A 15728-nucleotide genomic window follows, 5' to 3' on the forward strand; every position below is an offset into this window, starting at 1 on the left:
TCATCGCTCCCGCGCCAGCCGGGGATCGAGCAGGTCGCGCAATCCGTCACCGAGCAGGTTGAGGCCGAGCACCGAGATTGCGATCGCAACGCCCGGATAGACCGCGAGCATCGGCGACTGGAACAGCAACGTCTGCGCATCGTTCAGCATCCGTCCCCAGGATGGCTGCGGCGGCTGCGTGCCGAGGCCGAGATAGGACAGCGCGGCCTCGGCGAGAATGGCGAGCGCGAACTGGATGGTGACCTGCACGATCAGGATCGACAGGATGTTCGGCAGCACATGCTCGATGGTGATGCGGAAGCGCCCCTTGCCCGCCGCCCGTGCCGCCAGCACGAATTCACGCGCCCAGATCGCATTGGCCGAGCCGCGCGTCAGCCGGGTCAAGGTCGGGATCTGGAAGATGCCGATCGCGACGATCGAGGTCACCATGCCCGGCCCCACGACGGCGGCGAGCATGATCGCGGACAGCACGGCCGGAAAGGCGAAGGTGAAATCGGAAAAGCGCATGATGATCTCCTCCGTCCAGCCGCGCCGGGCCGAGGCGATCAGACCCAGAGTGACGCCGAAGGTGAGACCGATGCTGACGGCGATGACACCGACCATGATGGTGGATCGGGCGCCCGCAAGCAGCAGCGAGACGATGTCGCGGCCGAAGGAATCGGTGCCGAGCCAATGCGCCGCCGAGGGCGGGCGGAGCTTTGCGGCGATGTCGATTTCGTAAGGCGACCACGGCGTCCATACCAGCGACAACAGTGCCGAAGCCAGCACCAGAAGGCTCAGCGTGCCACCGAGGACGAAGCTGCGGTGGCGCAGCGCGCGGCGCCAGAACGTGCGCGCCGGCAGCGGACGCGTTGCGACGGGCGCGTCGATGGTGATGGGGGCGCTCACAGGTCGTGCACCTTGATGCGGGGATCGATGAAGGCATAGAGCACATCGACCACGAAATTGACGATCACCACCATCGCGGCGAGCAACATCACGCAATTGCGCACCACGATCAGGTCGCGGTTGGCGATCGACTGGAAGATCAGGCGGCCGAGGCCCGGCAGGTAGAACACGTTCTCGATCACGATGGTGCCGGCGAGCAGATTGGCGAATTGCAGGCCCATCACGGTCATCACGGGGATCATGGCATTCCGCAGCACGTGGCTCCACAGCACCTCGCGCTTGCCGAGGCCCTTTGCGCGGGCGGTGCGGACGAAATCCTCGCGCAGCACTTCGAGCACGGCCGAACGCGTGACGCGCGCGAGGATCGCGGCCTGCACCACCGCGAGCGAGATCGCGGGCAACAGCAGCGACCTGATCCCCGGCCAGATGCCGTCCTCCCAGCCGGCAAAGCCACCGGCCGAAAGCCATTGCAGCCGCACCGAGAACAGCAGCACCAGGAGAATCGCGAACCAGAAATTCGGCAGCGCGATGCCCACTTGGGTCAACGACATCACGCCGACATCGCCGAGCTTGTTGTGGTTGGCGGCGGTGTAGATACCGGCCGAGAGCGCCAGCGTCACCGTGATCGTCATGGCCATGATCGCGAGCGGAATGGTCAGCACCAGCCGCTCGGCGATCAGGCTGCCGACCGGGGTGCCGTAGACGTAGGAATTGCCGAGATCGCCGACGAGGAGGCCCTTGATCCACTGCAAATAGCGAACCGCCAGCGGCTGGTCGAGCCCGAGCTTGACGGTGAGCGCGCGCACCGCGTCGGGCGAAGCATCAGCGCCCATCAGCATCTGCGCTGCGTTGCCGGGCAGCGCGTCCAGCACCAGGAAGATGATCAGCGATGCGCCGACCAGCGTCGCCAGCAGAGTCAACAGACGTCGGAGGACAAAGACGCTCATGCGCGCTCGGCTTTAGGGCTCACCCAGGCCACGATCAACATGTCCGGACGCCTTAAGCAAGCTCTTTGCTGCATCTCCATCTCCTCAAGACGGCCAGCGGGACAGAAGGTCGCTTGACGCCTCGAACAGAGCGCTCACGCGCAGCAATTCCGCATCGGCCCGGAAACGGCCGACCAGTTGGAGCCCGATCGGCAGCCCGTCGCGGGCAAAGCCCGAGGGAAGGCTGATCGCGGGGTGACCGGTCATGTTGAACGGCATTGTCCAGGGGAACCAATGCGGCCGGACGCTGTCGTAATGCCTGCCGTCGATCTCGATATTGCCGAACAGGTCCTGCTTGATCGGCAGCGCGGTGCGCGTCAGCGTCGGCATCGCCAGCAGGTGACCGCGCGCAAGCAGCGATTGCACGCGGCGGAACAACGCGGTGCGCGCGAACATCGCCTCCTGATAGTCGATGCCGCTGACTTCGCTGGCGAGCGCGAGCTGCTTGAGGAAGGCCTCGCTCAGTTCGTCCCGATGCTCGGCCGCAAGCTTGGCAAAGCGCGTGCGCCAGACGGTGTGGTTGATGGCGCGCCAGATCGGCTCGATGTCGAACCCCTCGGCGGAGAATTCCTCGAGCTCGGCCCCTAACCCGGCCAGCCGGTCGAGGCTCACCTTGAAATTGGCGGCGACTTCGGCCGATACCGGACGGCCCGGCGGCGTCAGGCAGTATAGGATCCTCAGCCCGCGCAAATCACCATGCGGGGCGGCGGTGCCGATGAAGTCGGGCACGGGCACGGCGATCGACCAGGGATCGATAGGATCTTCGCCCGCCATCGCCTGCATCATCAGCGCGGTGTCCGCGACGGTGCGGGTAGTCGGCGTGACATAGGTCTGGTTGCCGAACACGTCGAGCGCCTGGCTGTGCGGGATCACGCCGTTGCTCTGCTTCAGGCCCACCACGCCGTTGCAGGCGGCCGGAATTCGTGTCGAGCCGCCGCCGTCGGTCGCAATAGCGAGCGGCGCGATGCCGCTCGCCACAGCGACCGCCGCGCCGCCGCTAGAGCCGCCGGAGGATCGGCAGGCGTCCCACGCATTGCGGGTCCGACCGAACAAAGGTGAATCGGTGAGGCACTTGCTGCCGAACTCCGGCGTCGTGGTCTTGCCGATCAGGATCGCGCCTTCGCTGCGCAACCGCGCGACGGCGACGGCATCCTCGGCCGGCACATTATCCTTGTAGGGAACGGCGCCGAAGGTGGTCTTGACCCCCTTGGTATTGACGATGTCCTTGACGGTTACGGGGATGCCGTGCAGCAGGCCGAGCGGTTCGCCCGCCATCACCTTGCGCTCGGCTTCGCGCGCCGCTGCGATCGCCTCGTCGCCGCACAACGTGACGAAGCAGTTCAATTCGGGCTGGAGGGCCTCGGCGCGGGCAAGCACAGCGCGGGTGAGCTCGACTGGCGAAATCCGCTTTGCCGCGACGAGACCGCGCAGCTCGGTCGCGGACAACAGACAGGGATCGCCGTTCATCGTCACATCACGCTCCGAAGCGGGCCGCCATTGGCCCGAAGACATTGACAGCGAGAATGACAGTTTTGTTAACTCGCCGTCCAATACCATTTTCATCGCCAACCCATACGCTCTCGGTATGCCAATGGATCTTCGCCGGCTCCGCTATTTTGTCGCCGTCGCCGAGGCGCGCAGCATCGGCAAGGCGGCCGAGCAGCTCCGGATGGCGCAGCCGCCGCTCTCGGTCCAGATCCGCAAGCTCGAGGCCGAGATCGGCGCGCCGCTGTTCCGCCGCGGCACCCGTGGCATGGATCTGACCGAGGCCGGCCAGGCATTGCTGGCGCGCGCCAGCGAAGCGCTGGCGTTGGCAGCCGACGGCGCCGAAGCCGCACGCGCGGTTGCTTCGGGACGGCGCGGCCGGCTGTCAGTCGGTTACATGTTCGTGCTGGCGAATGCGATGTTGCCGCGACTCATCCCCGAACTGCGCCGCGCCGTTCCCGGCGTCGATCTCAGCTTCGTTGAGCTGAGCGCCTCGACGCGCGAGGCCCGCGTGCTCGACCGCAGCGTCACAGTCGCGCTGTGTATGCCCGCAATCAATCATCCCGAGATACAGGTGGCAAAGATCGGTGCACAGCCTTTCATGCTGGCCATGCCGATCCGCTCGCCACTCGCCCGCTTGAGCTCGGTGCCGATGGCCCGGCTGCAGGGCCGCCCGCTGATCGCACTCCCGCATCCGGACCATGGGCCCGCCTCCTCCGCGGTCGTCCCTTTATTGCGTCGGCACCAGGTGGTGATGCCGATCGCCAGCCGGGTGGAGACGGTGCATTCGGCGATGAGCCTGGTCCTGGCCGGCGAAGGTCTCGCCATCCTGCCGGCCTGCGCACAGCTCGGCGCGCCACGCGGAGTCGTGTTCAGACCCCTGCGTGACGTCACTGACTCCCTCGACATCGCAGTCTGTTGGCGGCGGGACTCCCACAGTCCGTTGATCGGAACCTTCCTCAAATGTGCCGAGAAGGCCGTCGCGCGGATGTGACGTGGGCTACCAGTCCCAATTGATCTCGTGGCTCCAAGGCGGATCGGCGCCCGGACGGGTGCAGGTCAGGCCGGCACAATTGGCGGCGAAGGAAAGCGCACGGCGGAGCTCGTCCGCGCCGATGTCCTTCAATCTCGGCCGGGCGATGCGATCCTGCTTGTAAAGTGCCAACAGCAGCGCCGCCTGAAAGCTGTCGCCGGCGCCAATAGTGTCCGCCACCTCGACCTTCGGTGCTTGCACTTCGATCTGCCCTGCTTGCGCATGCCAGGCTATGGCACCGTTGTTGCCGCGGGTGATGACGACGAGGCTCGTCCCCTGCCCCAGCAATGTGCTCGCGCGCTGCTGATACGGCTCCTCGCCGAAGAGATAGGCGAAATCGACGTCCGACATCTTGATGAGATCGGCGCTTCCGGCGAACTCGGCCATTCGGCCGAGATAGGTTGGCTTGTCCTTGACGAGGTTCGGTCGGCAGTTCGGATCGAAGGAGATCGTGGACGACGCCCGCGCGTCTGCGATCAGCGCCTTGATCTCGGCCGCACCCTGGTCGTTGACCAGCGTGGTCGAGCCGACATGGACGGCCTCGACAGTATCGAACGGAATGGACCCATGCCGGTAAGTCCAGTTCCGCGTCGCGGTCTCGGCATCGTAGAAGGCGTAGTGCGACTCGCCCTCGACAATGCGGACAAAGGCGAGCGTGGTCTGGTGGTCGCTGCGGGTGGCGAGATCGAGTGCAACCTTCGATGCGGAGGCATGATCGGCGATCATGCGCCCGAACAGGTCGGTCGAGATGCCGCCGACGAAACCAGTCGGCGCGCCCAGCCGCGCCATGCCGATCGCGACGTTGAGGCAGGAGCCGCCGACCGCGGGCATCACCGCTTCGCGCCCTTCGACGTTTCGCGTCGGCACGAAATCGATCAGCGCGTCGCCGCAGGCAATCAGCATGTCCTTCAACCTCTCGCGACGCTGCGCATCGCGGCACGGCTGCCGCGATCGAGCTCGCGCAGCAGCTTGTAGACCTCGCGCTTGCGGGCGTGAAACGCGGCCATATCAGGCGCGGTCGGCTCGCTCTTGCGTCCCAGCGCCGACATCTTGGCCATGGTCTCACCGATCGAGGCATAGGCGCCACCGGCGACCGCCCCTAACATCGCGGCGCCCAGCAGCACCGGCTCCTTCGTCTGCGGCAACGCGACCGTGAGACCGGTGGTATCCGCCATGATCTGCCGCACCAAAGGACTGCGGCTGGCACCGCCACCCATGATCATGATGCTGGAGCGGACCCCATGCGCGGCAAAAGCCTCGATGACCTCCGCAAGCCCGTAGGCAAGACCGCAGAGGCCGGCGACGAACAGCCGTTCCATCGCGGCGATGTCGGTGTCGAGATCAAGGCCCGCGATCACCGCGCGCGTGTCGGGATCGGCATAGGGCGAGCGGTTGCCAATGAATTCCGGCAGCACGTGGACGTCGCGCGCCAGCAGCGCGGCGCGGCTGGCACCGCCGGAGCGCGCGATGATGCGGCGCTCGAGGAAATCGATGAGATCGAGGCCTTCGCTGCGTGCCGCCGCGCTCGCCTCGCCATGGCCGGGATGCGACTTGAGGAGATGATCGATCGCAGCGCCCGCGGCGGACTGCCCGCCTTCATTGAGCCAGAAATCCGGCACCATGCCGGAATAATAGGGACCCCAAACGCCCGGCACGAAGCACGGCTCCTTCGTCGTCGCCATGATGCAGGCCGACGTTCCCATGATGTAGGCGAGACGATCGCCGACATCGCTCGGGCCGGCTGCCCCGTCACGGCCGCCAATCGCACCGATACCGCCGGCATGGGCATCGATCAGGGAGGCGCCGACCGGGGTGCCCGGAGGAAGGCCGAGCTCGACTGCTGCTGCCGGCGTGAGCCCGACGCCGAGGCGCGTACCGGGCGCAACGATTTCGGTGCCGATGCGCGCGTATTTTTCGGCGACGAAGTCGGACAGGCCGATGCGCTTGAAGAACGGCGCGCTCCAGCCGCCGCCGTCATGGGCGAGATAGTTCCACTTGCAGGTGACGGTGCAGGTCGAGCGCTGCAGCGCGCCGGTCGCCCGCCAGGTCAGATAATCGGCCAGGTCGAAGAAGTGACCGGCGGCATCGAAACTCGCGCGCAGATGCCGCTTCAGCCATAGCAGCTTCGGCATCTCCATCTCCGGCGAGATCGAGCCGCCGACATAGCGCAGCACGGCATCCTCGGTCTCGTTGATCAGCCGCGCTTCGGCCGTGGCGCGATGGTCCATCCAGACGATGACGTTGCGCTGCGCCTCGCCGGAGGTGCTGACGGTGAGCGGCTCGCCTTGCGGATCGAGCACCACGAGGGAACAGGTGGCGTCGAAACCGATGCCGCCGATGCTGCCCGGCGTAATCGCTGCTTCCGCCATCGCCGCGCGCACCGATTTGGCGCAGGCCTGCCAGATGTCCTCCGACGACTGCTCGACGATGTCGCCGGCCTCGTGCCAGATCCTGATCGGATGCCGGGCCGTCGCGAGCAGCGTGCCGGCCTCGTCAAACACCCCTGCCCGCGTGCTCGTGGTCCCCACGTCGACGCCGATATACGCTCGCGGCATGGTCTCTCCCGGTCCGTCCGTTTTGACGGTGAGCCTACCAGCAAGTGTAGCCGCCATCCACCAGCACGATGCTGCCAGTCATCAGGCTCGCGGCCTCGGACGAGAGGAACAGCACGACGGAGGCGATCTCCTCGACCTGCCCCATGCGCGCCATCGGAGTTCCACCGATCCAGGCGTCATACATTTTCGGATTGCTCTTCACAAAGGCGTTGAGCGGCGTCTCGATATAGGTCGGCGCCACCGCGTTGACGCGGATGCCGCGCGCGCCCCATTCGGCGGCCAGCGACTTGGTCAGATGGTGCACGGCGGCCTTGGAGGCGTTATAGAAGCACTGCTCCTGCGGCTTGTTGACGATGAAGCCGCTCATCGAGCCGACATTGACGATGGCGCCGCTTCCAGCCTTCAACATGTGCTTGCCGAACTCGCGGCAGCACCAGAAGGTGCCGTTGAGATTGACGTCGATGACGTTGAGCCAGTGCTCGTCGGTAACGGTCTCGGCCGGCGTCTCGCTCCGCGCGATGCCGGCATTGTTGACGAGGATGTCGACCTTGCCATGGCGGGCGACGAGATCATTTGCCACCTCCGCCACGCGTGTGGTGTTGGTGACGTCCATAATTGCGGTCTCGATGTCGTAGCCCTTCGCCCTCAGGCTGGCTTTGGCGCCGTCGGCGACCTTGCCGTCGCGGTCGCCAATGATGACCTTCGCGCCGGCCTCGGCCAGTGCCTCCGCGCAGGCGAGGCCGATGCCCTGGGCGCCGCCGGTGATGAACGCGGTCTTGCCGCTCAGCCTGAATTTTTCCAGATACATGGTCGTCTTTCCGTCTTCTTGCCGTTTCTTGTCAGCCCCGAAGAGCGTTGCCGCTCTCGTCGAAGCGGTGAATGCGCGCAGGGTCGGGCATCAGCGAGACCCGGTCGCCGGCATGCAGGCTCAATTCGCCGATGTAGCGCGCCGTCAGCATGCCGAGCGCACCGGCGTCGACGTAGAGGAAGGTGTCACTGCCGAGATGCTCGGCCACCGCAATGGTGCCCTGCCAGCCGCCACCGCCGTCACGCTCGATCTTCAGATGCTCCGGCCGGACGCCGATCGTCGCTGCCCCCTTCTGCAAAGCGGGCTCGCCGGTGACGAAATTCATCTTGGGCGAGCCGATGAAGCCGGCGACGAAGAGATTGGCGGGTCGCTCGTAAAGTTCCAGCGGCGAGCCATATTGCTCGATCTTGCCGCCGTTGAGCACGACGATCTTGTCGGCCATGGTCATGGCCTCGACCTGGTCGTGGGTGACGTAGATCGCGGTGGTGCCGAGCTGCTTCTGAAGTCGCGTCACCTCGATGCGCATCTGCACGCGCAGCGCGGCGTCGAGGTTGGAGAGCGGCTCGTCGAACAGGAATGCCTTGGGCTCGCGGACGATGGCGCGGCCGATCGCGACGCGCTGGCGCTGGCCGCCGGAGAGCTCGCGCGGCTTGCGGTCGAGGTAGGGCGTGAGATTCAGCGTCGCGGCGGCCGCCTCGACCTTGCGGTTGATCTCGTCCTTCGGCAAGCCCGCCATCTTGAGGCCGAAGCCGATATTGCCGCGCACGCTCATATGTGGATAGAGCGCGTAGGACTGGAACACCATCGACAGCCCGCGCTTGGCGGGCGGCGTATCGACGACGTTCTTGCCGTCGATCAGGATCTTGCCGCCGCTGACGTCCTCGAGCCCCGCGATCAGCCGCAGCAGCGTGGTCTTGCCGCAGCCGGAGGGACCGACGAACACCACGAAGGAGCCATCGGCGATCTCGAGGTCGGCGCCCTTGATGATGTGCACGGGGCCGAAGGATTTCTGCACGCCCTGAAGTGTGATCTGACCCATGATCCGGCAGCCCCCTATTTCACCGCGCCAAAGGTGAGCCCGCGCACGAGCTGCTTCTGGCTGAACCAACCCAGGACGAGAATGGGCGCGATCGCCAGCGTGGACGCCGCCGACAGTTTTGCCCAGAACAGCCCTTCGGGGCTCGAATAGGAGGCGATGAACGTGGTGAGCGGCGCAGCGCTCGAGGTGGACAGGTTCAGCGTCCAGAACGCCTCGTTCCAGGCCAGGATCAGATTGAGCAGCAGCGTGGACGCCAGTCCCGGGATCGCCATCGGCGTCAGCACATACACGAGCTCGCGGCCGATCGTGGCGCCGTCCATGCGCGCGGCCTCTAAGATGTCGCGCGGGATCTCCTTGAAATATGTGAAGAGCATCCAGATGACGATCGGCAGATTCCCGAGGCAGAGGATGAAGACGAGGCCGATGCGGGAATCGAGCAGCCCGAGGCTCTTGTAGATCAGGTAGATCGGCACCAACACGCCGACCGGCGGCATCATCTTGGTCGAGAGCATCCAGAGCAGGATGTCCTTGGTGCGCTTGGTCGGCGAGAACGCCATCGACCAGGCCGCCGGAATGGCGATCAGCAGCGCAATGAGCGTCGAGCCGCCGGCGATGATGATCGAGTTCATCGCGTGGTGCAGATAATCGCTGCGTTCCTGCACGGTGGCGTAGTTTTCCGTGGTCCAGTGGAAGAACAGGAAGGATGGCGGGATTGCGAAGGCCTCGAGCTCGGTCTTGAAGCTCGCCAGCCCCATCCACAGGATGGGAAAGAAGATCAGGAAGCCGAACAGCCAGGCCGCCGCCGTCGATATCATCACCCGCCGCGTCGTCGCCATCCGTGCCATGTCAGGCCTCCAGGTTGCGGCCGACGATGCGGACCAGGAAGAAGGCGACGATGTTGGCGATGACCACCGCGACGAGCCCGCCCGCCGAGGCGCTGCCGACATCGAACTGGATCAGCGCCTGCGAATAGATCAGGAAGGCGATGTTGGTGGTTTGCAGGCCCGGCCCGCCGCCGGTGGTGACGAAGATCTCGGCGAACACCGTCAGCAGGAAAATGGTCTCGATCAGGATCACCACCGTGATGGGACGCGCGAGGTGCGGCAGCGTGATGTAGATGAAGGTCGAGACGGCGCTGGCGCCGTCCATCTCGGCGGCTTCCTTCTGCTCTTCGTCGAGCGATTGCAGCGCGGTGAGCAGGATCAGGGTCGCGAACGGCAGCCATTGCCAGGTCACGATCAAAATCACCGCAAACAGCGGCACGTCGTTGAACCAATCGATCGGCGTCAGGCCGAACAGCGAGGCGAGCCAGGCGAACAATCCCGACACCGGATGCATCAACAGGTTCTTCCAGACCAGCGCGCTCACCGTCGGCATCACGAAGAACGGGGCGATCACCATCAACCGCACGATATTGCGGCCGATCACGGGTTGGTCCATCAGCAGCGCCAGGGGAATGCCGAGCAGGATGGTCAGCGCCAGCACCGAGCCGACCAGCACCAGCGTGTTCTGAAGCGAGGCGAGGAAGGCAGGATCGGTGAGGAAGTAGCGGAAGTTTTCAAGGCCGACGAACGATTCCGAGCCGGGATCGAGCAGGCTGTAATGCAGCGTCGAGAAGTAGATCGTCAGCGCCAGCGGGACGATCATCCAGATGAACAGCAGTCCGACGGCCGGGGTCAGGAGCGACCGCGCAAGAAGCTGCGTCTGCCGGGTTGCCATTCTTGGCGCTCCGCTCGGAGGAAGAAGGGCGGCCATCCAGCAAGGATGGATGGCCGCAAGTTTGAGCTCAGGGAGAGCCCGGGTTCACTTGATGTAGCCGGCGCGCTTCATCTCGCGCTCGGTAGCGGACTGCGCAGCCGTGAGCGCCGCATCGACCGTCATCGATCCCGCAAGCGCCGCCGAGAACTGCTGGCCCACCTGCGTGCCGATGCCCTGGAATTCAGGGATGGCGGCGTATTGCACGCCGACGTAGGGAACGGGCTTCACCGTCGGCTTGTTGGGATCGGCGGCGTCGATCGAGGCCAGCGTCAGTTTCGCAAACGGCGCGACCTTCAGGTACTCATCGTTCTGGTAGAGCGAGGTACGCGTGCCCGGCGGCACGTTGGCCCAGCCCTCCTTCGAGGCCACCAGCTTGGTGTAGTCCTTGCTGGTGGCCCAGGCGATGAACTTCTCGGCGGCTTCCGTCTTCTTGGAGCCGGCAGGGATTGCGAGATTCCAGGCCCACAGCCAGTTGGCGTTCTTGCCGAGCCCGGAGTTGGGCGCGAGCGCGAAGCCGACCTTGTCGGCGACCTTAGACTCCTTAGGGTTGGTGACGAAGGACGCCGCGACCGTGGCGTCGATCCACATCGCGCATTTGCCGGCGTTGAACAGCGCCAGATTCTCGTTGAAGCCGTTGGAGCTGGCGCCGGGAGGCCCGGCTTCCTTCATCAGGTTGACGTAGGTCGTGAGTGTCGTCTTCCATTCCGGCGTGTTGAACTGCGGCTGCCACTTTTCGTCGAACCAGCGCGCGCCATAGGAATTGGCCATCGCCGAGAGGAACGCCATGTTCTCGCCCCAGCCTGCCTTGCCGCGCAGGCAGATGCCGTAGGTGCCGGCGCTCTTGTCGGTCAGCTTCTTGGCCGCATCGATCACGAAATCCCAGCTCGGCTTTTCCGGCATCTTCAGGCCGGCCTTCTCGAACAGATCAGTGCGGTACATCACCATCGAGCTCTCGCCGTAGAACGGCGCGGCGTAGAGCTTGCCGTCGGCGGAGACCGCGTCCTTGATCTTGGGCAGGAGGTCGGCGACGTCGTAATCGGCGCCGAGGTTGGCGAGCGGTACCAGCCAGCCCTTCTTGGCCCAGATCGGCACCTCGTACGTGCCGATGGTGAGGACATCGAACTGGCCACCCTTGGTGGCGATATCGGTGGTGACGCGCTGGCGCAGCACGTTCTCCTCCAGCGTCACCCATTTCACGGTGATGTCAGGGTTCTTCTTGGTGAACTCACCCGTCAGCCCCTGCATGCGGATCATGTCGCCATTGTTGACGGTGGCGATCGTCAGGGTCGTTTCGGCCGTCGCCGGGACGGCCAGCAGCAGGCAAGACGCGCCGCAGACGGCGCCCAGGACATGTTTCACGGTGACCTCCCCTCAATCTGCGTTTTGGGCATATGCCCACGCGTTGGGCGTATGTTCAGCGCAAGGGCGGCACGTTGTCAAGCAGCCGCGTGGGCATTCCAGCAACTCGTGAGTGCTGCGGTGCGGGAAGGATGGGGAGGTTTTGCTTCACCCACGGCTGTCGTGCTCCGCGAACGCGAAGCATCCAGTGTGGTAGGCACGCGAAGCGTGAGCGCTTTACCGCTCCAGAATCGCTCTTGCCGTCGCCTCGTCCGTGATCAATCCGTTGATCAGCCCGCCGCTCAGCGCGGCTGCAATCGCCGCCACCTTGGCTGCGCCCACCGCCGCACCGATGGTCGTGGTCTTCGCCGGCACTTCCGGCGGAATGCTGGTGAGGCGCTTGTTGGTGCCGGCCTTGAGCAGGCGGCCCTTGGCGTCATAGGCCCAGCCGGTGATCTCGCCGATGGCGCCCAGCCGCATCATCTCGAACAATTCGTCGCGGGTGACGAAGCCGTCGACGTGCACCTGCGCCTTCTGATCCATCTGGCCGATGCCGACGAGGCGCAAGTCAGCCCTTGCCGCGACCGCCTTCACCTTCGCGATCGGCTCGATGCGCACCATCCTGTTGCGCTCGTCCTCCGACGACATCAGGAACGGCAGCGGCATCGGATAGTGCCGCGCGCCGGTGCGGTCGGCGAGCCGGCCGACGGTGTCGTAGAAGCTCGCCGAGCCGTCGGCGGAGATGTTGCCGACCAGCGAGACGATCTGGTGATTGGGCCGCTCGATCGGCGTGACGCGCTCGACGGCGGCACGCACCGCCCGGCCCGTGCCGAGCGCGACGATCACGGGCGTCTCCGAACGCAGCGTGGAATCGAGCAAATTGGCGCAGCGCTCGGCGATTCCAGCCACCGCCTGCGGCGCGGCCGGATCGGCCGGCACCACCTCGCAATGAACGAGGTCGAAGCGTTGCTTCAAGCGCGCCGCCAGCTCCATGCAGGCTGCGATGGGGTGCTCGAGCCGGAAGGTGATGAGCCGCTCGGCGAGGCACAACGAGACCAGCCGCTGCGCCGAAGCCCGCGACACCTGAAGCATCTTTGCGATCTCGTCCTGTGTGTGACCGGCAATGAAATAGAGCCAGCCGGCGCGCGCGGCGTCGTCGAGTCTCGACTTGTCGTTCTCGGCGGCCATGCGCGCTCACACCTCCCAGAGATCGCTCATATGTGTAAAGACCCGATCGGCCCCGGCGGCCGATAATATAGCCCGGCCATCGCGGCTGCGATAATGGCCGCCGCCGACAAATCCCCAGACGGTCATGCCGGCCGCCTTACCCGCCTGCACGCCGCTGACGCTATCCTCGATCACCAGCGTGCGCGATGGCGGCGTGCGCATGCTCTCGGCCGCATGAAGAAAGAGATCAGGCGCCGGCTTGCCGTGCCTGACCATCTGCGCGGTGTAGATCCGATCGCCGAAATATGCCCGAAGACTGGTGACGTCGAGCGAGAGCGAGACGCGGTCGAGATCGCTCGACGAGGCAACGCAGAATGGCACGGTCAGTCCGGAGATCGCCGCCTCCACCCCGGGAATCGGCGCGAGCGAGGCGGCAAAATTCTCCAGCACACGCGACTTCAGTCGGGGCGGGAAGGCGTCCGTCAGCGAGTGCCCGAGATCGCGATAATGCTGCTCGACGGCCTTGGTGCTGCGTCCGAGAAACAGCTCGAGCGCCTGCTCCTCGCTGAGCACGAGACCGAATTCCGCCAGGACCTCGGACAGGCAGCGGCAGCTCAAGAGCTCGCTGTCGACGAGCACGCCGTCGCAGTCGAAGATGATCAGATCGGGATTTGGCCGGCCCTGCTCCATCCGGCCATTCGATCATATACCCAAGCCTTGAGCAATAGCCCAACGCCCAGTTGCATGAACCGCATCAGTGTGCCACCTGCCGGTAGATCGCCGGCAGTGCCGCGGGCAATCGTTTGATGTTGCCGACGATCGCATAGCCGCTGCGCCCGAACAGGGCCGGAAAATAGGATTGCGCCGCCGCGTCGATCGTTACGCCGAACACCGTGATCCCGAGCCGGCGCGCTTCCTGCACGGACTTTCTGGTGTCTTCGACCGCAAAGCGCCCTTCATAGTGGTCGACGTCGTTCGGTTTGCCGTCGGTGAGGACGAGCAGCAGCTTCTTGCGCTGCGGCTGGCGTGCAAGCTCGGCGCCGGCATGCCGTACCGCCGCACCGATCCGCGTGTAATAGCCGGGCTTGAGCGCGCCAATGCAGCGCTCGACCACGTCACTCATCGGCTCGCCGAACGCCTTAACCGTCTCGAGCCGCACCCAGGAGCGCCGGCGCGAGGTGAAGGTCAGGATGCTGTGGTGATCGCCGCAGGCTGATAGGCCGTGGGCAAGCACGAGCAGCGCCTCCTTCTCGACGTCGAGCACGCGGTAGCCATTGGCCCAGGCGTCCGTGGAGAGCGAGACGTCGACCAGCAGCGTGACAGCGAGATCGTGACCTTGCGGGCGCATCGCCAAATGGACGCGATCAAGACCGCTGCTGCTGCCGGCGCGGAGATCGCACCGCGCACGCACCAGCGCGTCTAGATCCAGATCATGCCCGTCGGCCTGGGCACGCATCAACTCATGGCGCGGCCGCAGGACCTCGAAGCGGCGGCGCACCTGGCGGATGTGCCGGCGCATGGTCTCGTCGGGCGTCCAGCTTTCCCCATTCTCGGGGGCGGCAGATGCCAGTACGCGGCAATGAGCCGGCAGATAGGAGCCGCTGCGATAATCCCATTCCGGATAGGTCAGGTCCGCAGTCAAGCGCGAGGCATCGAGGGCCTCCGGCGGGAGGTCGAGATCAAACTTGAACCGGCCCGCCGGCTTGCCGCTGCGGCGGCTGAGCGTTATCTCCTCGAGATCGTCCGCCGCCTTCTGCGCATCCTCCTCCTCACTGTCATCGGTGGGGCGGTCGACATTGACCATCTCGGCCATCGCGAGAATTTTCTCGAAGCGGTTGAGTACGAAGGGATCGCGGCGATTGGCGCCGTCCTCGCGCTCGCGCACGGCAAAGTGCTTGCGATTGTCCTCGCTCGCGGCCTCCGCACCATCGGCGCATTCATCCACGCCCGCATGCGCAGGCGACAGCTCGCGGGTCCAGCAATCGCCCCACAGCGGGCACGGAAGCATCGAGCGATAGCCAGGCGGCGCCTTGACCGGCAGCGGCTCCGTTCCCATCATCGCCGGCCACAGCTTGCCCGCAGGCGCCTTTCCGGTTCCTAGTAGCGCCAGCACGATCTGCTCGACCTCCTGCTCGATGCGCGGCAAGGGGCGACGCGGCCTGGCTTCGGCAGTTGCTGCGGCGAGTTGCGCATAGTCGTCGACGAGGCCGGGAAATTGCGTGAGCACGAAGACCGCCGTCTCGCTGGCCCGGCGCAACACCAGAAGATCCCGCCGCAGCGGATCGGATTCGGTGATGGTTTCGATCGGCGCGGCTGCGAACCATGCCGCGAGCCAGCGATAGAGCGCTGCATTCAGCGCGTTGTCGGGAAAGATCGCGATGCTTTCAGGAAGGAAGATGGAGGTGGCATCGCGGCCCGGCTGCTCCAGGCGCTCGTCACCGAGACCGATGCGTTGCCGCCAGCCGAGCCGATGCCCGGACTTGCGCGCGCCGGCACCGGCGATCTGCACACCCGCCTCACCGCCCAGCGCGCGGAACATCACCGCGAGCCTGTTTCTCATTTCCGCAAGCGAGACCGCATGCTCGTCATGAACCGGATAGCTGGCGGTGCCACCGACCATGCGGTGCCAGGCGCGGCCGACGGTCTCTTCCAGTTCGGGGAAATCGAGCAT

The 15728-nt window shown here is 65.5% G+C and carries 14 protein-coding genes; 1 reads left to right on the forward strand and 13 read right to left on the reverse strand.

The window, feature by feature from the left end:
* From I6F16_RS05350 to I6F16_RS05360, 3 genes are all read right to left on the reverse strand, one after another.
* Nucleotides 1-888, reverse strand: coding sequence for an ABC transporter permease (locus I6F16_RS05350; RefSeq protein WP_036005488.1), 888 nt, complete (start codon nucleotides 886-888; stop codon nucleotides 1-3).
* Nucleotides 885-1835: an ABC transporter permease gene (locus tag I6F16_RS05355; RefSeq protein ID WP_036005490.1), complete on the reverse strand. Its 951-nt coding sequence runs from the start codon at nucleotides 1833-1835 to the stop codon at nucleotides 885-887. Before I6F16_RS05355 ends, I6F16_RS05350 begins: the two co-directional genes overlap by 4 nt.
* Before the next feature lie 84 nt (nucleotides 1836-1919).
* Nucleotides 1920-3341, reverse strand: coding sequence for an amidase family protein (locus I6F16_RS05360; RefSeq protein WP_225111800.1), 1422 nt, complete (start codon nucleotides 3339-3341; stop codon nucleotides 1920-1922).
* Nucleotides 3342-3465: 124 nt separating this feature from the next.
* Here I6F16_RS05360 and I6F16_RS05365 point away from each other — a divergent pair, with 124 nt between their 5' ends.
* A complete protein-coding gene (locus I6F16_RS05365) occupies nucleotides 3466-4353 on the forward strand; it encodes a LysR substrate-binding domain-containing protein (RefSeq protein ID WP_036005494.1) in 888 nt (295 codons plus the stop codon).
* Between the two features lie 6 nt (nucleotides 4354-4359).
* Here I6F16_RS05365 and I6F16_RS05370 read toward each other — a convergent pair whose 3' ends face one another.
* The 10 genes from I6F16_RS05370 to I6F16_RS05415 form a co-directional block, all read right to left on the reverse strand.
* Nucleotides 4360-5295 (reverse strand): carbohydrate kinase, encoded by a 936-nt coding sequence (locus I6F16_RS05370; protein WP_225111799.1) that lies wholly within the window; start codon nucleotides 5293-5295, stop codon nucleotides 4360-4362.
* A 5-nt stretch (nucleotides 5296-5300) separates the two neighbouring features.
* A complete protein-coding gene (locus I6F16_RS05375) occupies nucleotides 5301-6947 on the reverse strand; it encodes an FGGY-family carbohydrate kinase (protein WP_225111798.1) in 1647 nt (548 codons plus the stop codon).
* A 34-nt stretch (nucleotides 6948-6981) separates the two neighbouring features.
* Nucleotides 6982-7755: an SDR family oxidoreductase gene (locus I6F16_RS05380; protein ID WP_225111797.1), complete on the reverse strand. Its 774-nt coding sequence runs from the start codon at nucleotides 7753-7755 to the stop codon at nucleotides 6982-6984.
* Between the two features lie 31 nt (nucleotides 7756-7786).
* Nucleotides 7787-8794, reverse strand: coding sequence for an ABC transporter ATP-binding protein (locus tag I6F16_RS05385; RefSeq protein WP_036005503.1), 1008 nt, complete (start codon nucleotides 8792-8794; stop codon nucleotides 7787-7789).
* A 14-nt stretch (nucleotides 8795-8808) separates the two neighbouring features.
* On the reverse strand, nucleotides 8809-9639 hold the full coding sequence (locus I6F16_RS05390; RefSeq protein ID WP_036005504.1) for a carbohydrate ABC transporter permease: 831 nt from the start codon (nucleotides 9637-9639) through the stop codon (nucleotides 8809-8811).
* A 1-nt stretch (nucleotide 9640) separates the two neighbouring features.
* Nucleotides 9641-10513, reverse strand: coding sequence for a sugar ABC transporter permease (locus I6F16_RS05395; RefSeq protein ID WP_057030030.1), 873 nt, complete (start codon nucleotides 10511-10513; stop codon nucleotides 9641-9643).
* Between the two features lie 84 nt (nucleotides 10514-10597).
* Nucleotides 10598-11911, reverse strand: a complete 1314-nt coding sequence (locus I6F16_RS05400; RefSeq protein WP_225111796.1) for a sugar ABC transporter substrate-binding protein — start codon at nucleotides 11909-11911, stop codon at nucleotides 10598-10600.
* A gap of 216 nt (nucleotides 11912-12127) precedes the next feature.
* A complete protein-coding gene (locus tag I6F16_RS05405) occupies nucleotides 12128-13078 on the reverse strand; it encodes a sugar-binding domain-containing protein (RefSeq protein WP_057030032.1) in 951 nt (316 codons plus the stop codon).
* A gap of 6 nt (nucleotides 13079-13084) precedes the next feature.
* Nucleotides 13085-13747 carry an HAD family hydrolase gene (locus tag I6F16_RS05410; RefSeq protein ID WP_225111795.1) on the reverse strand — a complete coding sequence of 221 codons (663 nt, stop codon included), beginning with the start codon at nucleotides 13745-13747 and terminating at the stop codon, nucleotides 13085-13087.
* 64 nt (nucleotides 13748-13811) lie between these two features.
* Nucleotides 13812-15728, reverse strand: a complete 1917-nt coding sequence (locus I6F16_RS05415) for a VWA domain-containing protein (RefSeq protein ID WP_225111794.1) — start codon at nucleotides 15726-15728, stop codon at nucleotides 13812-13814.

It is taken from the genome of Bradyrhizobium sp. IC4060, from assembly GCF_020193715.1.
Lineage (GTDB): Bacteria > Pseudomonadota > Alphaproteobacteria > Rhizobiales > Xanthobacteraceae > Bradyrhizobium > Bradyrhizobium yuanmingense.